Source organism: Algoriphagus algorifonticola, from assembly GCF_007655305.1.
Classification (GTDB): domain Bacteria; phylum Bacteroidota; class Bacteroidia; order Cytophagales; family Cyclobacteriaceae; genus Algoriphagus; species Algoriphagus algorifonticola.
Window position 1 is genome coordinate 5,307 of record NZ_VLOG01000033.1, and the last position, 19,216, is coordinate 24,522.

Consider the following 19,216-nt stretch of genomic DNA (forward strand, 5'->3'; position numbering starts at 1 on the left):
CGGTATGGGAAGCGAGGTAATTGGACAGGTAAGCTGCCTGCAGGCGGTCTGCCAGTTCCCCGGAATGGTTTTCCTGTACCAGCTCGAGAAAGGATCTGTTTTCCCAAAGGGCATTCAGTATCAATCTTTCTAGTTCCAAATCCAGAAAAGCGGCAGAAATCAGCTTGGATTGGGAATCAAATTCCAGATTCCTTAGCTGGGTCAGCAGATCAGTCAAGCGCTGTCTATAGTGTTCTCGGTCCTTCGCACTGAATTTATGCTCCACATAGGGATAGTGGAATTTTCGGAAGGTGGACAGGATACTGTAGTAGAAGTTGCCATAAACTTCGGCACGGAGGAGGTCCCAGTTCTTAGGGCTCAGTTTGGGCTGATAGAAGTCCAATATTTCTAGTTTGGGTTTCAGGATGTCCACAGCTTGGTCGGCCTGCCCAATCAGGTAATGGAGGCTTTCTTTACCGGGTTTAAGGATCAGGAGTTCGGCACCGAATCTCCCCCTGAAATAGTCGATCTTCTCCTGGCTTCCGGTCCGAGTAAGCAAACTGCTGGTTTCCGGGATAATGAGTTGTCTGGGGGAATCAAATTCCCGCTGCTGGTCCAGGCGTTTCAGAGCAAATTGGGCTTCATAGAAGTCTTGGTTTTTGCCTGCAAATATTATGGCATTTCTACTGAGGTCCAGCTTCAGTTTGATGCTATCACCGGGTAAGACCAGATAGTCTTCCAGAAGCGGGCGGTTGCCCAAGAAAAGGGAAAGGTATCCAGGTCGGTCGGAAAGTAAAATCTGCGTTTCAAACTTTTTTGTTCTTGGATTCATCACCCCATCATAGAATTCGCCTTTCACCGGACTCAGCATAAGTTCCTCTTGGAGGAAAGTCGTTCTGGGAGAAATGTAGTAAGGGATAATCTTAAGGGAAAGTGGACTGAGCGAATCCGGATTGATGATTTCCCCATAGATGAGGGTGGTGTTCTCCTCCACCTTTTGGGCGGGAGTGCTGTACTCCTCCCGCCCTGATTGGAGGGAACTGGCATCAACAAGACCATTTCCCGGGGGTGAATCGGCAACTTTCCGCTGACTCAAAAGATTTCCTCCATATAGGAGCATATAGCCTAGGAAGAAGGTGTATAGAAGTTTGTTCATTGTTTTGGATTTTAGATGACCGATGAGGGATGCTGGAAGACGGGAGACGAAGACCAGAGACGTCACTGCGAGGAGCCCCATAGGGCGACGCGGCAGTCTCACAATTGGGTACGTCACTGCGAGCGGAGGAACGAAGCGAAGCAGTCTCACAATCCGGACACGTCACTCCCGAATTTCTTCGGGACAAGCTGTCCATACACTCTCCTTCGTCGAGTGTCTTTCCCCTCCCGCCCCAGCGGGCAGGCGCAATGACGAAGACAGACCTCTCCTATCCTGAGTCCAGATCATCATCCGGGTCAGTCGGTCTTGATTAGAAATTGATTAAATGTGATAAGCAAAAATCCTCTGCAGCGGAAGGCTTATCTAAATTTACCGTAATAGAAATCTTTTTCGTGGTCCGAAGAGCCAATATTAATTAGGCTCGATGGTTTTAGAAATATGCTTTCAGCGAAATACTCTTTGTGAAATACGCTCTCTTCGTTCGCGAAATAATAGCTTCAAAGTAGGAGTCTATTTCAGCCAGCTAGCTGGCTATATTTCTATGGTATTTCTACTGTATTTCCATGACAATTCCACGATATAACTATACCAATCACGGATAACGTCACTCCCTGATCATCGGTAGTAGTCCCCTTGGGTAATACAAGCCCCTTGGGAAGCAATCAGGGAGAAAAAATAGGTTCAAATAGGGTTCTTTGGTTTTAGGGGAAAAAGGCGATCAATCGCGGTGATGCCGAGCTCCTCTGGTAATAGATAATGTGTAATAGGAAGAGAACACAATGACCCGCTTACCAGAAGAGCATACTCTCCCAACCTGTGGATCCTACAGGCTACTGTCTGCAACAGAAAAGGAAGTAAATCAATCATGCTCGTTTTCAATAGACATGAAAAATGGTAAAACGAGTCCTATAGAAATGGACAGCAAACACTTACAAAAAAGTAAGGGCAAGCAAAACTCCAAACTCTATTGCCACATGGCTCTGACAAGCCACCCCTGCTTTCGCAAAGGTCCGAACAATAGAAATAAGGAGAGAGCCCGCCCTATGCACAAATATAAGGCTAAGGCCCGTCTCACTTACCCTCGTTCGGAAAATTGTCAGATTTTGTGACGAGGCTCGTAAAACAGTACCGTTAAATACTAAAGTTAATAAAAGGTTATTCCTTAATAATCAGATTTTAACATAATGCTAATCTAATAAATTATTTCATTTTACGCTACAGCGTAAAAGAAAAAATTTAAGATTTTTTTGATTGTGCCATGGGAAAGGTCAATAAGCAGATTGTAAAAGGCAAAATTTCAATTATATTCTTGTCCAGAATTGCTGATTTGAACGATAGGAAAAAGGAGCTTCAGAAAGCAGGTAACCCCAAACCTATTGGTCTCATTTATAACTTCTCAGAACTTGCTCTTGGAATAGAAATGAGAAATGCAACGATCACGGCAATAATGAGGTGTCAATCTCTTCCTCTTTTTACAACTATTCTAAAATGCCTTGACACCTTTGATCTAGACTTAAAAACTTTTGGGAAGCTTTACCTAGAAATTCCTGATAATAAAGCTTTAGCCCATTGTCAAAAAATGGAAAAATTATATCCAGGCAAAAAGACAAAATAACTTTTTACTATATTGTGTAGAACCCATTCTGCCATCAATTGGCAAACGATAGTGATTCTGAATAATGGCTTGTGATTACTGAGGAGAGGAAGAGGTGGTTTGAATTAGAATACTTTAGAAAAAAATTGAAGCTTTTTTTAAATGTAGAAATGATACATTTTTATTTAGAATTTAAACAACAAAGGTTATGAATGAGGGAATTTCAAAAATATATTCTTATAGAAGAAACTTCCTAGTTATAGGATTAACAGGGAGAACTGGTTCTGGATGCACTACAGCAACTGAGTTTTTTCTCAAGGACAAAAATGAAATAAATTTTGAAGACTTCAATCTTGGAGAATCCAACCCAAATGAGAATCGAAAAAAAAGAATAATTCTACATTTTGCACAAAATAACTGGAAACCATTCTATTCGATAAGAGCTAAGGATATAATAACTGCTTTTATTCTAGAAAATCCATTTGAAAGTTTCCTAGATTTTATCTTAGAAAACTTCTCAAGTATTGATGATTTTGAAAAAATCAAGGAACAATTTAAGTCTATCGAGGCTGAATACAACGAAATGCATCTCTTTCGTCAAAAAATACAGAAAAAGGAGAATGATAAAGAAAGTGAAACAGAACTTGAAAAAATTAAAGAGAAATATAATTTTCATTTTGAAAATCTACCAAAGTTTACAAACACATTAAAGAAAAAAATACAAGATATCCTTACAAATGAGTTTACGTCTCTTTTTCAAAAAATTGGGAACAATATAAGATCTACAGGAAATGCCTTTGGAAGTGGAAGTTTAGATATTAATAAATCGGATGCTTTAGTTGCCAAAATGAATAAATTAATCAAACTTCTTCGAAAAAAGTCTGAATTCGATGGGACTGGATGCTTAGTAGTGTTGGATGCACTCAGAAATCCTTTCGAAGTTTATTATTTACGGGAAAGATATAATTCCTTCTATTTATTTTCTATTAACACCAGTGACGATACCAGAAGAAAAAGGCTAAAATATCTAGGGTTGAAAAAGCCGGAAATTGATTCTCTAGACAATAAAGAATATCCTAAGAAGTTAACAGGGAATGATTTATATATTTCTCAGGATATTCAAAAATGTATTGAAATATCAGATATACATATAAATAACCCTGGAAGTTCAGTTGAAAACTTGCAATACCAGTTATTGCAATACTATTCTCTAATAATGAAACCAGGAATAATTACTCCTTCATCTTCGGAAAGAGTAATGCAACTTGCCTTTTCGGCAAAATCAAATTCAGGGTGCATTTCAAGACAAGTAGGAGCAGCGATAACAGACAAAAACTTTTCAATCAAAGCAATCGGCTGGAATAACACACCTCAATTTCAAGTTCCTTGTTTACTTAGAAATTCAAGAGATCTACTAGGTAAAAAAGATGAACATGCATTTAGTGAGTACGAAAGACAAAATGAAAATTTCAGGGATGTTGCAAATACAGCTTTATCAACTAATGAAGTAAATAACTTTCATAATTGTGGAAATAACATTTCATATTGTTTCAAGGATATTCAGAATAGTGTAGAAGGTGAAAAAAACCAAGTTCATACAAGATCCCTTCATGCTGAAGAAAATGCATTTTTACAACTTTCTAAATACGGAAATAGTGGCATTGAATCTGGAATATTATTTACAACAGCAAGCCCATGTGAGCTATGCTCTAAAAAAGCATATCAATTAGGAATTAGAAAAATATATTACATTGACCCATATCCGGGAATAGCAACAAGTCATATTCTCAATGGAGGAATAAATAATCCCGAGTTAATCCTTTTTTCAGGAGCAATAGGAGGATCATATTTCAAACTATATAATCCCCTACTGTCATACAAAGACGAAATAAAACAAGCCACTGGACTAGCCTATGAGAAAAAAGAAAAATCAGAAATAAAAGTTCTGAAAGCCAAAATTTCCAAATTGGAGTCTCAAATTGAACTTCTTAAAAAATAATGACTCCTCTCTACCTTGACTTGGCATCCACCACACCCCTCGACACAAGAGTATTTGAGGCTATGACCCCCTACTTTTTGGAGGATTATGGCAATGCGGCTAGTACCACACATACTTTCGGAGAAAGAGCTGCGAAAGCAGTAAATGAGTCCAGGAGGATTATTGCCCATGCTATAAATGCACAAGAAGAAGAAATACACTTTACCTCTGGTGCCACAGAATCCATTAATTTGGCACTAAAAGGAGCATTTTTTAACTATGGACATGAAAAACCCCATATTATCACAGTTCGGACCGAGCATAAAGCGGTACTAGATACTTGCGCTTACCTTGAGGAAATTGGAGGAGAAGTCACCTATCTTACAGTAAATTCTGAAGGCTTAATAAACTTGGATGAATTAAGGAACAACATTCGAAAAGACACGCTTTTGATAAGTGTTATGACTGCGAATAATGAAACTGGAGTCTTACAAGATATCAAAACTATTGGGGAAATTTGCAAATCCTCAGATGTATTATTCTTTACCGATGCAACCCAGGCCTATGGCAAAGTCCCAATAGACGTTTTAGAAGCTTCTATCGATATGCTCTGCTTTAGTGCCCACAAAATTTATGGTCCAAAGGGAATAGGAGGACTATTTGTCAGAAAAGGAATTAAACTGACTCCTCAAATTCACGGAGGCGGTCATGAGTTTGGGCTACGGTCAGGAACGCTTAATGTTCCAGGTATAGTAGGCTTAGCTAAGGCCACACAGCTTTGTTTAGAAGAAATGGAAGATACTTATTGGAAAGTAAAAAAAATAAGGGATGACTTTGAGTCCGAATTAGAAAAAACAGGGAAAATTAAAGTGAATGGGAGGAATGCTCCTAGACTTCCCCACTTCAGCAATTTCCAATTAAAAAATGAAGAAGCAGAATCCTTTATCCTAAGGAACAGAAATAAAATCGCTGTCGCCCAAGGATCAGCCTGTAATTCTGCATTAGTTCAGCCTTCACATGTTTTGAAGGCAATGGGCTTGGGAGATAGGGAAGCGGAGAATTCAATAAGGGTTAGTATAGGGGAAAAAAATATAAACGCTGAAATAAAACTATTCTTCTAAGAGCCAAACTTTTTCTAAATCTTTCATCCTACTGTTAATATAATTTATTTTTGGTCCCACTGAGAATCCAATAATATTTTCCATTAAAGTATCGATTTTCCTGCTTTTAATTTTCTTAAAATTATTATGCTTACGTATTTCAATCAAGAAATCAGAAATTCCTTCATTAATACTATTCAATTTATCAATTAGATTTACTAAAAATAATCTTTCAGATGAATTAAATCTGCCAGAAAAACTAGAGTTTAAAATTTTTAATTCCTGAATTAATAAAGAAACATCTTTAAAATATAGCTGTTTAATTGAATCACAATACTTTAGCACTTGATTCCTTGAAATATAACCTTTTAACCAAAAAAAGGTAACAATATCAATGCTATCTAAAAATTTCCCAAGCAGGTTTAAGCTGCTAAAATAATTAAAATCCTCTTTTGCCGGATGATCATCTGTAAGTATATGAGTATTTAATAGAAAATCAGAAATATCATCACCTCCAAACCTACTGAAATTTAAAGAATGAGAAACTGAATGAGACTCACCATTCGGTTTGTATTTGCCCAAATTCTTTCTTAAAGTAAAACCGTTAGCATCCTTGACATCTAATTTATCAACATATCTCGAAACTCTTGAGTCTAATATTTCATCCAAAATTTCTCTAGATTCATCCTCAATAATATTCACATATTTATTTTTTTCCAACTCCTCTAAAACAATTGGGGCAATAAAAACATTATCAAATTCCTTTTCTAAATAAACCAAAAATTCATCCGAATAATTTGCCTGCAGTAAATTCAAAATAGAGCAAGTATCTAGATATATTATCATCATTAAGATTCAAAAGATGGTATTTCATCCCGTATAGACTTTACAAAATCAACATCAATAGGTTTGCTATGTTCCATTAAAACAGCAAGTTCTAAAATTAGAGAAAGAACTTCATTTATTTTTCTAACAGAAAGAATTCCTATATTTTCCAATACATATTCAAACACGCCTTCATCCAAAAATGGTCCTAATTCATTAGACCCTTCAATCAATTGAGAAGCAATCAGCTCTTTAATATATTGAATAGCTTCCCCAATGTTTGGCTCTTGAAAATTAATTCGAATTTTCGCACGCGTTGATAAAGCCTCTCCAAGCATTATTGATAAATCCTCAACATTGAAAAATGTCTTTGGAGTAAAATTCAAAAATAATAAAAAATTATTAGGAGTTTTATCAAATAATTGACGTATGAAAGTAGTTATTCTATCTTGACTTTGTTTGTTTAATGTATCTATATCTTCAAACTCATCAATCCACAGAATAAATGCAGAATAAATATGCTTTTCATAAGTAATACAGTTCAGATATGTACTCAAAAAATTTACAACTTGTTCATCATCTCTCAATCCAAAAGGAAGTCCAAGTTTTTGAAGTGTACTTTTGGCATTATCACCAAATATATAAGCTTCAACTGTAGGGAAAAAATCTTCATCCGAACCATCCTCTTCAATCAAAAGCTTAAATAAATCTGACACAATAATATCATTAGAATTTATATCAATAATCTGCCCAATCTGTCCTGGATACTCAGTATTCAATCTATCTAGATCCTCCTTAATTTGCTTTAAACCTATTTGACCAAGGAAGCTCCTAAAAAAAGACTGGACTGGATCTTTACTAGTTCTCGGAAGATTTATCTTAATACACCTAGGTTCGATTGTATTTTTTTCTGTCGCAATTTGATTAACTCTATTCGTTTTTGTATAATAATTAGCAGCATGAGTCTTACCACTTCCGTATCTTCCCCAATTTAAAACAATCCTCGAAGGAGACGTTTTCATTGCAAAAACCAATCGACTTTCTATATCAGATTTCAATTTTGGAAAACCCGCCCACAACAATTCCGCTGGATTTAAAGACGGACCTGTTCTGAAAGGATTCTCTTTAAAAAAAAGGTCATTTAATTCCATTTGTTTTCATTTTTTATTAATGTATAACGCTCCATCAGACTCAGTTCTAAACCAATCCATTTTAACCATATCATTATTTCTCTCAAGCATTGCTCTTACTTCTTCAAACTCAACAATTTTTCTATATTCAAAATAAGATTTGAAAGAAACATAATCTATTGCTTGAGATGCCGCAATTCTATTTGGGGCATTGGTTTTAAAAATCAAAAATGATTCCCTAATCATAGGCTCGATTTCATAAAACCCACTAACTTTCTTATACCCACTAGAATGATACACACTATCAAATATTCCGAAAAAATGGTTATTAACAATTTTACGAGAATAAACCTCCCTATTTTCACCCACTTCAAGAGTAGAAGAAATAATTGACAAAAATCTTTCCCCATAAATAGAAAGACTATATTCTGTAATACTAGACTTTTTATCTTGAATCACTAAATTCAAATCCAGCAACCAATTGATTCGAGGCTCAACTATATGTTCCAAATAAACTTGAGGTTTCAACCAACTCCTAATTCTTTTTCTAATATCTGAAACTTTTCTAATAAAAGAAAAATCATTTGAACTATGCTGGAGTCTTTCCATTTCATCAAGTAAATACAATTGAAAAACCTCCTTAATTGTTTTTATAGAAACCTGACCAGTGATTTTAATTATATCTAATAAAACAATTATATATAATGAATCTGATAAAAATATTTGTCTAAGGAAAAATAACCTATCGATCTCATTTAAGAAAAAAAGGTTGCTATTAATACTTCTCAAATCACCAATATTTGACTGAAAAGCAAAATAAACCTTTGCCTGTTTTGTCAAAACATATGTATTATTAACACGAGTAACTAAATTCAACTCTTCTAAAAGATCAGTATATGGCTTTGCAGAAATACCAGATGAAGTCAATTTAATCAACCCTTTATTATTTCCAAAATCTGTAACGCCATATTCATCAAGATCATTTGAAAAATCACTGCTTGCTAGCTCAATTTTTTTATTCAAATAATTAATTGGAAAATAGTTAGACTCCTTAAAAAGAGATATAATCAGCTTTAAATAACCCAATCTCCTAGCTTTTGTATTAGTTTGCAAAATATTTAAAAAGTACTCTGGAGTCATAGAATTTAATTCAAAAATATAACTATCACTATCTATAGAATGGCAATTACTTAATGAAAGTGAAAAAGATTTAATATCAATTCTATTTATTAAACCTACAATGATTTCAAATCTAAATATTGGATCAAATTTAGATTTGAAATTATATTTTGGTATAAATCCAAAATATAAATAACAGACATTTAAGTATTGAAACATGCGTTCGACATTTAATGCATCATTTGAAACTTTGATTTTTAAATGCTTCACATCACTTAACCCAGAAAAAAAATTATTTTCAATGATCTTATTTTCAAAACCCATTTCAATAATGAATTCTTCATTTATATAACGAAGTTCTACTTCATAGTCATTTAATAATATGACTTTAAAATTATCCATTATTCTTCCTTAAATAAAACAGCTAGCACAGCCCACCCCTTCAGCAGCTAAAATATCATCTTGCCAGGATTTAGCGGACTTGCTTTGCTCTCGGTGGGTTCTTAAATAATGTTCTTTTTTGATGGAGATTACCCTCTCAGGATGAGCGAGTTCTTCCAAGGTCTCATCCTGCATCCAAGTATATCCATCTACTTCGTAGGTCATTGCTTTCTCGAAAAGTTGGGGATGTTGCTCTAGTAGCCAAACCCATTCGATCTTCTGTTGGTAGAAGCAGAAAAAACAACCTGATCTACTTCGGGCATATACACCCTTCTTTTGCTCCCCGTCTATCTCTACCTCGTAATCCAGCTTCTTATAATACCCTGGCGCACCTACTCCAGAATTCTCCAAGATTTGAAAAACGTCATCCAAGCGAATGATATCCTCATTTTCTATCAAGGGAAAAGAGTCCAGTTTGCCTACGGGATAGTCGGTGGTCTTTAAAAATTGGAAGACTACCTGATTAAACTCCTTCACCCCAATTCGAAGCAAGGCCTTTAACTTCTGCTTTTGGGTAAAATTCAATCCTATTTTTTTGGTTAAATAGGGACTTGCTGCCTTCAGTTCATTTTCACCTAATACCTCTCCATACAAAGACCAAACTTGCTCCATACTCTGATTAGAAAGCACTTTCTTAATCACATCCTCACTCCAGATATTTTCTCTGAATGGGAAAATTGATTGCACATTTGGTTTCTTGGAAATATAACCTTCCCTATCCTCATCCCCCCTGATTCCCACGTAGGAAATAGTAGGCTCCTCTCCTATATAGTCTTCAAAAGGTTCCAATTTCAGTTTTTTGGTACACCATCTGGCCATAGAGCTGGGAAGATAGCCTCCATAAAGTTCTAGAAAATGATCAAAGTTACTTTCTGCATTTGTATAATTTTCTTCAATCGGCTTGATCTCGATGATGTCTCTACCTAAAGCACTTTTCAATCGCTCTATCAGGGCATATGTCTCATCCAATTCCCTACCTGTATCACTTGTATAATATTCAATATCAAGTTTTGGATAAAGATCACGGAGATACAAAGCCAAAGCAGCAGAATCTTTGCCTCCTGATATTCCTAATACATGTCGAACTTTCGTCATTTATAAAAAATCTTTTAACAATCTAACTAAAGCTGCTTTATTAAGCAACTTTTCCTTTTTGTTTAATAAAGTATTCAGTTGCTCATAAAGTTCAATTACTTTTTCCTGGTTTTCCAGAGTCAATGAGACCTTCTCATGGAAAACTTTTCCTGTCTTATCTATCAAATCAAAAGTATAGGCTTCATTTTCCTCATGGCCCAAAAACTCATGAACCTCTAAAACTCGATCTAGATTGGAAAAAGCTTCCTTAAAGCTTTCCAATAAAATCATTTCCTCTTGGTCGTTCATCTTATCGATGGATTTTCCCAATAGTTGATCTGCGATAGACTTTAACCAACTGTCCCGGTCATCCAACTTCGACATCAAGCGGGTATGAAACACTTTAAATTTAGGTATCAACAAATGAGATTTTACTCCTTTGTATTTTTTTTGTAAAGTAGCCTTATATAAAAGGAATTCGGATTCTTTGATTGCTGTCACATTCAGCAAACTTCCCTCGATTCGGTTAAGAAGTTCATCATAGGCTGTACGCAACTCATAAATTGCAGCGTTTAGCTGATCAACAAATCCTTTTAATACCTCAGGGTTTTCCTCGAAATTTATTTTCCCATAGCCCAATGCCATCGGTATTGACTCAAACAGTGCAGAGGCAGGATCTTCAGATTTTCTAATCGCTTCCCGAAATCCTTTTGCATGTTCCGTTAATTTATTCGTTTGAAGGGTATACGCAGGCAAATTTCTATAAAACCGCACAAAGGAGCTGAATATCCTGATAAAGCTTGATCCCTGCCCTAAGCCTTCAGCTATGGCCGTGATTTCCCTATACTGCTGAAAAAGATCCAACTTTACCCCCTCAATTCGATAAGATTTGATGCTGTAATCAGTTGGTTTCTTATGAATCAAATCCAACACATCATTATCAATATAGGGAACATAGCCCCTGTCATTATGATATAGGGCGAAATCTTCTTTTTTGATAATCAGGAAAATTGGCACCCAAAACTCGACAAATCCCTTTTTTAGCTTAAGACTGCCAGATCTCAGTAGCTGATAGAATTCATCGAGATTCCGCTTTGAAAATTCGGTAGATGCCAGAAATTCCATGCTTTGGTTCCATAAAGGAGCAAAACTTAGATCTGTCGGTTCCCCCAACTCATATATCCCATCGGCTAGCTCTCTATGAATCCCAGTTTCTCTTAAAAGGGAAAGATAGATCGTCTTTTGAGGTGGGAATCTATCGGGATCATAACCTAACTCCTTTAAATGGGCACTTTCCAATAGATCAGAGAGCAAGGCCTTCCTCGCCGTCATAATCGGAGTACTAAGGTATTCCCTATTAGCCAGTTCATTTCTAAATCGAGGGGTCTCCCCAAATTTCTCCTCACAAATCTTGGAAAGCTTCTTGTTAAAATCTGTTTTGGATTTGATGAAAATCTCCTCCCTATTATAAACCCAATAAGAATCCGGAGAACTTGTAAATAAATAGCTATCAATCAATGAAATAATCTCATTTTCGAGATATTTCATTTCCTCAAAGAGCATATCTTTAGCCTTTTCATCATCTTTAGCTTCGTTTTCCAGCACCTTTTTGATTTTCTCAATTTCATAAAGAGGTCGCCTGATATTCTCCAAGGAATTGATAATAACAAAAAGTTGAGGATAGGCTAAATCCGAAGAAATTTTGAGTAAATCCTTTTTGATATCTTTATCATTAAATAGAATATTGATATATCCATCCAATTCACCTTCAGGTTCAGTAAAAGCAAACTCTTCTACAAATCGATACTGAAATAATCGAGGTGTACCATATTTGTACTGATAAGCCTTAGCCTGTACAATAGGTAGATTGACATACTGCTTCAGAAGTGCCGTCAGGGAAATATCTGTATTGAAATCCTTTCCTGCATTTTCTATCGCTTCTTCAATATTTAGGGTAGTTCCTGTCGAAAGCTTGAATTTATTGTAAGCATAGGAATATGTAATAATCCGATTGCTTTTTAGTGTTTGAAGGAGTTTTTTAGGATAGGAAATTCCCATGGTCAATTGGGCATACTCACAAATAGTGGATTCATCCCAAGTTCCAAATTCCCGCGCAAAGAGATTGACCAACAGAATTGTCTTTAGTAAATTTTCCATTTGCTCCAATTCCTCTTCATTTGAGACGAATAAACCTACCATTTCAAAAGCCAGAAAAACACTTTCCCAAGTCGTCTTATCTTGGTTAAATTTCCGATCCAAGAGGTAAGAGGATAAAGAAGCATAGAGGTAATCGTAAACTCTACCCAAATGAAAGCCTTGTCCGCTTTTCTCATCCCAACCTGCTAATCCGATCTTTTCTTTGGAAGACAAAAAGGTGAATAAGGAGCGCTCATTTTGGCCATATCTAGTTAAAGCATTGACCAAAACATAGGCAGACAAATAATCCAGTGGAAAAAGCTTTCTCGCCAGATCTCCATCCAAAATCCCAGTATTATTGATCAGGTTGGATTTTTGCAATAGACTCTTTAACTTTTTAAACTTCTCCTCATCTGTTACTTGATAGCCTAATTCCTGCTGCCTTTCTCCTGCTAGGAAAAGTAATTGTTCAACTGGCTCATTGAAGCTGATATCCAGTAGCCTACCACGTACCTTTTCCCATTCATTTCGCTCATTGGCCTTTAGGCCGTAGAAGTAAGAACCGAAATTTTGATGGAGTGCTGTAATCAGGATTAGATTTCTGTCCGGACTATTGGCAAACTCCGCTAGCTCTTGAATAAAGTATAATTCAACTCCAGGATCATTTGCCACCGCATATTCCAAGAACTTTCCAAATTCATCAACAACAAGAACAGTACATGAGTTTTTGTCTGAACTGTCCTCCAGATAATTTAAAATAGATTTTGTCGAAGTATTCTTGGCATGGATCTTCTCGGCAATGGCTTCTTTGAAAGACCTACTTTCACCAATGATATTGAGAAATTGAAAGTTCTTAATGCCTTGGAAGTGACCATTAACAGCTCCAAAAAAGGATTCATTTTTTCCTATAAGGTTTTGCTCCAAGGCCCAAAGAAAACTAGACTTACCAGTTCCATAAGAACCCACAATATTAAATGCTCGGTGTCCAGTCTGAAAGTTATTCACTATCCGCTCATAGACTTGCTTGGCATTGGGAGTAGGGATATAATGAATATTACGCTCTTTATCCCTGATTATATTGGTAGAAACTGAAAAATCAGCCATTGTAATACTTTGTTAATTCTTCCCATTTGTCCAAACCTGCATCGATTTGCACTTCTTTTCTTCCTGCATCCTCTTTAAAAACCACCTGCTGGGGATACAATTCACATAATTTGCCAACGTGCCGCTCTACACCCTCATTGGTACAGACCAATGCATCTCCCACCTCATCAATGATTTCATCCATGGAGATCGATTCCCTTTCTGGAAATGAGTCTAAGATGCAGTAAAGAAAAATAGGTGAAGGAATTTCTTTTTTCATATCCACCCTAAGCTGATAAGTGATTTCTTTCTCCGAGGCATCCACCTCAGAAATGAGATTCAACTCAATGAACATGGATGAAAGATCGTCCTCGACTCCCTTTCCCATTTTGTCCTCAACCAGATACATTTTAATAAATACCTTGATATCATTTTTCAATGTTTTATCGGCAACCTTTCCTTCCGATTTTCTCTTCAGGAATTGCTCCAGTTGGGTTTTAGTGAATTGATTTCTGCGTTGCTGTTTTCTGAATTCTTTGAAGAACAATTGGTAGATACTCGCCCTTCCTAAATTCACCAAATGGTACTGCCAAATCCAAAGACTTCCAGGGTTTTCCAAGAACTCGTCCCATCCCCCTTTGGTGAACATGCTATTTGCCAATTCCGAAACATACCCTTTCTCGTTTTTAACTCCAAACGCCTTAAGCCAAAAATGAATGGAAGCCACCATGTTTTTACCAACGCCCAATTTCAAAACCGCCTCTTCCGCACCAAACTCACCATTATCGTCCAGAAAATCAACACCTTTTTTGAGCCAAAAGCTTCGGCAGTGAAAGGTATCATGGCCTGTAAAAGTGATTTTTTCGGTGTGCATTGGTGAATTATAGTCAGCTGTAAGTGCTTACAAAATAAAGGAAAACGGATTAAAAATACCTGAAAACGATATTTATTAACCCAAAATATTCGAAAACGATATCAGAATTAGACCTATTAACAACTACCTTTTCTAAATCCCTTCAACTCCTTTTTCTCGCCACCATTCAACTTACTCAGATGGCATAAAATATCTTCAATATCATCACATGTGATTCTTGGATCCTGAAAAACTGCTGGCAACTCAGACCTTTCTAAAGTGTCTGATTTGATTTTCCTATCCAAAAGCTTTTCGACACCTATCCTTGTACCTCTGTGCAGGTAGATCATCTCGGGATAAATTTTAAGATATGCTCCAATTCTTGTTGCCGTATCGTAAAAAGTCAAAGGGCCAATATCTTTCACTTTACAACTTTTTACTACTTCCAGTAAATCATGAAAAGAGGTCACTTTACTTATTTTGGTTCTCTCCCCTACCAAAAGATTGACAAATTTTTCTAGTGTCAATTTACATCTCCTATATTGATGGGGATGCCTCTTTCCTAATTGGTTTTCAGCAATCTCAGCAAAAGCTATTGCCTCGCTTAAATCAACTTGATTGGAACAATGAATTATCCAACAATCAGATTTTCCCTCTTTGTTCTGAATATGTTGTCCGATCTGTCCTTTCAGGAAATCCATTTAGTCCTCCAAAGCTGCCAAAAGACTTTCCATTCCAAAATTCAAAAGAAAATCCGAATAGAAACTATCAAAAACTCCACTAACATAATCAGCTATAGTCATGTCTTCCATTTCGCCATCATTCGACCTTTGTAGATTATAGCCTTTATTTTTAGTAGTCATATAAAGAAATAAAGCATGGAAATAAACGGAAGCCAAATATTTCCTCTGTGCCACAGAAATTTGCTCTTCATTGGTCAGTTTCTTTCTGTGGTTTAGAAACACGGAGCTATCCAGATTAATAAAAATTTTCTCCAATTTATCCCCTTCTGCCAAGGGAAACATTACTGTCTTATGATCCATTTCAAAAGGCATATTATCCCATTCATTTTCGGAAACCTTTACGAGCTCTGGAAGTCCTAGGCTGTCCATATCGTCTTCTTGGACTTTTACCTTTTGTTTTGATGGAGTTTCAGGATCTACTATTTTTAAAAACACTACTTCGTCCTGAAAAGTCTCTCCTGGACCTTTGAGTGAGGCTTTCACTTCAATCTCATCACCTTGGCGCAATTCCGTATTGGGATTTATGGTGATTTTTATTGTACCTCTGTCTGGACTCGAAGTTACAACATTAATGAGATCTCCGGGATAAAAAGAACTTCCTGGTTTATCACCTCCGGAAGTTTCGTTTTGCTCCTTTCTTTTCACATTTAAAACGGACACCTGAAGTTCCCCTGGATCTTCCACTCGATCAAAATAATGGTCCTCGACATCGGTTTCAAATTTAAGTGTCTTTTCACCACCTATTGGAACACTAAATACTTGGCTTTCATCTTTTCTATTGTACAATCTAAAGAAACTAGGATATCGCTCGGGCTTAAATTCTTTTTCTAAGGCTTTCTGTCTTTGGGGAGCTTTTGAAGCTGGTTTTTGGGACTTATCCTTTTCCTCAATCTTGAGTGTATTCTGCAAAAGCTTAAAAAGGTCTCCATCTTTGGGAAGGTTTTTGGCAAATGATTTCACCATTTCTTGCGTATCCTCTGATTCCAAACCAATGGAATCCTTTCTGGCTTTATTAATTTCTACCAACTTAGAATTGGTCAGCTTCTTCCGAAGATATTCCCTTAATTTATTGGATTCATCTCCCTGCCTCAATCTGTCCCGAGATGCCATAAAAAGTTCTTTCCGGAATTCATAATTTAAATGGGTGCAGTCAATATTTATCAGCAAATAGTCTTTTAATAGATTAAACTTTAAGCCCTTGGTAATAAATTCCGTAGTGTAATGTCCATGGACCTGTCCATTCATTGAGAATAAAACAGACATTCCATTTTTAAAGAAATTTCTTCTTATATCGTCCTTTGTCTGTTTGACAGATCTATTTTCCCGTTTGGCCTTGAACACATAACAAGTCACTTTCATTTTGCCAAAAAGACTATCAGAATAATTTTCTGAAAACCAGTCTTCTACATAATTATCACCATCCTCTTCTAACCTTCTTTGTAGCCCGAACACCGTTGATTCAAGCACCTCATTATTTGGATACCTCTCTTTGTTATCTACTGTCAATAGCGGAAGTACTGGCTTAAACAAAAACTCATTCAAATTTTGACTTAGGTCTTGGGCGAAGCCAGAAACCCCCTTCATTTGATAGGAAAACATTTTAATAATTGTCCCCGTTTCAAACTGTCTCCCATGAAGTCTAAGATCAAATTTGTCAATCTGAAAGGAAGGAATTTTCCCATCGATAGTTAGGTATTCGTACCACGTGTTTTTCTTGGTGCTTTGTTCCACTTTAGAAAGTGGGTGTTCTCGTACTAGCGTAAATCCAAATTCACCTTTCTTATCAAATCGTCTAGACCCAATTAACTGAAAGCCCAATTTGCCACAAAAGACAATTGCACCGCTGCCTCCCATGTTATATTTACCTTGTACAAATTGAATTTCATTCTTATTGCCTCTCATCAAGGACAAGAATGTATCTTCGAATTTTTCAGGATTCTGGCCTTCCCCATTATCATAAATAATGACAGCACTTTCCTTGGTTGGCCCATCTGCCAAAATTTGAATTTCTTCGGATTGACTTCTCCGAAAAGTCCTTAAATCCCAATTCTTGGCTTCCTTTCCATAAAATTTATCAATTGCATCATCCATGGATTTCGGAGCAACTTTATCCTTTGGATCGAGATTTAATTCAAGGCACTTTTTCATCAAAATAGCATCAATAGAATTTGTAACCTTTTCGACCAAAGCAGCGATCGGATTGGATTGTTGGTTCTCTATTATGCTGAAATTTGATTCAGTTCCCCCAATTGGTTTCCAATTTTCATTTTTGAAAAATTGAGGATTGTCTTTGATGTATCTTTCAACATCCTGCTCCGTTTTGCACTCATATAGTTTTTCAAAAATTAATTTGGTCATATCAAGGAATTGGCTACTGTAAAGGAAACACAACAATAAAAGAAATTACAGGTTTTAAAAAAATACCCTATGCAGGGTATTTTTCATCCAAATTCTCAATTAAAACCTACAAAGGCTTTAAATAACTCTTTTTCAAAAGTGGAATTATCCAAGTATTTGACTACTGATCTTTCCACTTGACGCGGACTTGGTGTGGAAAAAAGAATTTGAGCCGAACAATCGCCGAATAGGCAGAAGGGACGATCTCACTTTCTTCCCGGGTAGTCTCCAATATTTCACGGATTTATTTTAAGGAAATAAGCTTCCCATGGTGCTTTGCAATTATCCGTAAGCAAGTGGGGCCACAATCTTTAGAATCTGGTTGTTTGTAGTGGGGAATAACAGTAGTCTATTTTAATTTGACAATATTCACAACAGGGTTCATTTCCTGAGTTTGGCTGTCACTATACTTATCATAATGGATAAAATAGAATAATTCATTTTCTAAATCCAGCGGTCGAATTACTATATCATCATTACCTGAGAAAGAGAATCCTCCAGGTATATTTTTAGACAAGCCATTATTCAAATTAATATAAGCTACTCTTCTAAGTTCATCCTGGAATTCTATAATAATATGCTCATTCGATTTAATAATATTATAGATATTTAATGATTTAATTCCATTATTATCAATAGAGACATTATGATTAAAATTAAATTTTAAAATTGGAGAAAAATTATCCCCGATTTTTTCGTAAAGTGTATCTCTGACTAATAGGTCAGGCGTAAGTACTGGCTTATAGAAATACAAACCAGATTTATCTCTCGATATCCAATTCTTATACCTATAACCTGATATAATTTTTGAATCTAAGACAACCTTTCTAAAACTTATTGAATCAACGATTTCAAGGTTTTCATCAATTTTTAAAATGAAAGTCTCTGTTTGAAATTTCTTATCAACTTGCCGTAAAAAATCATCCGTTATGGCATACAGTTGATTTTTATCAAAAAACAAATGATAAATACCACCAGAAAATTTGGTCTCTTTGATAAACTTGAATTCTGAAGAAAACTCAAGTAATCTATAACCTGTTGATACATATATTTTACCAGAATCTCTATCCTCACAAATTGAATAAATTACACCTAATTCACCAGGTCCATCACCAATTGGTGCTAATCTGGATTTAAACTTACCATCTAGATCAAAAATTGAGATTTTCTTTAAATCGTCCAAAATAAATAAGTGATCATTTATGATTTTAACTTCATCTATTCTACCTAAATATGAATCACTACTTGTCTCAAGTTGAATAGACGTTATCTTAGAAGAAATTTCTTGAATTTTAACTCTGTCGTTTCTTTGAGGAATATTTATTACTTCTACTTGATTTTTAGAATCTTCTTTTGAACACCCAAAAATTAAAATCAATAAGCCGAAAGTTACAATTATACTAAGTATATTTTTGCAATATCTTTGCAAAAAATTTGAAATCATTTCTAAATTTAAACTGCTTTTTTTACACCTAGAAATCATTATGTTTTCCATTTAAAATTTCAATTTTCTTTGAAAAATATTCGGCCCCATTAATATTTAAATAGGGCCGAAATTTTATTGTTCTGCTGCAATACAATGCGATCCTTCAGCACAGCCTGTTTCAG

At 35.7% G+C, this 19,216-nt stretch carries 13 protein-coding genes; 2 read left to right on the top strand and 11 right to left on the bottom strand.

What is annotated here, in order from left to right; translation table 11 throughout:
* A partial coding sequence (locus tag FL972_RS07125; RefSeq protein ID WP_186300053.1) for a hypothetical protein occupies nt 1–1,135 on the bottom strand: 1,135 nt, incomplete at its 3' end.
* A 1,802-nt stretch (nt 1,136–2,937) separates the two neighbouring features.
* Between FL972_RS07125 and FL972_RS07130 the strand changes: the two genes are divergently transcribed.
* On the top strand, nt 2,938–4,728 hold the full coding sequence (locus tag FL972_RS07130; RefSeq protein WP_144604360.1) for a cytidine/deoxycytidylate deaminase family protein: 1,791 nt from the start codon (nt 2,938–2,940) through the stop codon (nt 4,726–4,728).
* Nucleotides 4,728–5,828 carry a cysteine desulfurase family protein gene (locus FL972_RS07135; RefSeq protein ID WP_144604361.1) on the top strand — a complete coding sequence of 367 codons (1,101 nt, stop codon included), beginning with the start codon at nt 4,728–4,730 and terminating at the stop codon, nt 5,826–5,828. The genes FL972_RS07130 and FL972_RS07135 overlap by 1 nt, the downstream gene beginning before the upstream one ends.
* On the opposite strand, the gene FL972_RS07140 is transcribed toward FL972_RS07135, so the two are convergent.
* The 10 genes from FL972_RS07140 to FL972_RS07185 form a co-directional block, all read right to left on the bottom strand.
* A complete protein-coding gene (locus FL972_RS07140; protein WP_222116012.1) occupies nt 5,817–6,656 on the bottom strand; it encodes a hypothetical protein in 840 nt (279 codons plus the stop codon). The two genes, FL972_RS07135 and FL972_RS07140, sit on opposite strands and share 12 nt — an antisense overlap.
* Nucleotides 6,656–7,783: a hypothetical protein gene (locus tag FL972_RS07145; protein WP_144604363.1), complete on the bottom strand. Its 1,128-nt coding sequence runs from the start codon at nt 7,781–7,783 to the stop codon at nt 6,656–6,658. Before FL972_RS07145 ends, FL972_RS07140 begins: the two co-directional genes overlap by 1 nt.
* Nucleotides 7,784–7,789: 6 nt before the next feature.
* On the bottom strand, nt 7,790–9,283 hold the full coding sequence (locus tag FL972_RS07150; protein ID WP_144604364.1) for a hypothetical protein: 1,494 nt from the start codon (nt 9,281–9,283) through the stop codon (nt 7,790–7,792).
* Between the two features lie 9 nt (nt 9,284–9,292).
* Complete coding sequence (locus tag FL972_RS07155; RefSeq protein ID WP_144604365.1) at nt 9,293–10,417, bottom strand: phosphoadenosine phosphosulfate reductase family protein; 1,125 nt, start codon at nt 10,415–10,417, stop codon at nt 9,293–9,295.
* On the bottom strand, nt 10,418–13,636 hold the full coding sequence (locus FL972_RS07160) for a hypothetical protein (RefSeq protein ID WP_144604366.1): 3,219 nt from the start codon (nt 13,634–13,636) through the stop codon (nt 10,418–10,420). It abuts the gene before it with no gap.
* On the bottom strand, nt 13,629–14,489 hold the full coding sequence (locus tag FL972_RS07165) for a DUF4007 family protein (RefSeq protein WP_144604367.1): 861 nt from the start codon (nt 14,487–14,489) through the stop codon (nt 13,629–13,631). The genes FL972_RS07160 and FL972_RS07165 overlap by 8 nt, the downstream gene beginning before the upstream one ends.
* Nucleotides 14,490–14,605: 116 nt before the next feature.
* Nucleotides 14,606–15,169, bottom strand: a complete 564-nt coding sequence (locus tag FL972_RS07170) for a hypothetical protein (RefSeq protein ID WP_144604368.1) — start codon at nt 15,167–15,169, stop codon at nt 14,606–14,608.
* On the bottom strand, nt 15,170–17,569 hold the full coding sequence (locus FL972_RS07175) for a hypothetical protein (protein ID WP_144604369.1): 2,400 nt from the start codon (nt 17,567–17,569) through the stop codon (nt 15,170–15,172).
* Between the two features lie 283 nt (nt 17,570–17,852).
* A complete protein-coding gene (locus FL972_RS19655) occupies nt 17,853–17,948 on the bottom strand; it encodes a cysteine peptidase family C39 domain-containing protein (RefSeq protein ID WP_219959485.1) in 96 nt (31 codons plus the stop codon).
* 9 nt (nt 17,949–17,957) lie between these two features.
* Nucleotides 17,958–19,103 carry a 6-bladed beta-propeller gene (locus FL972_RS07185; RefSeq protein ID WP_144604177.1) on the bottom strand — a complete coding sequence of 382 codons (1,146 nt, stop codon included), beginning with the start codon at nt 19,101–19,103 and terminating at the stop codon, nt 17,958–17,960.
* Nucleotides 19,104–19,216 lie beyond the last annotated feature (113 nt).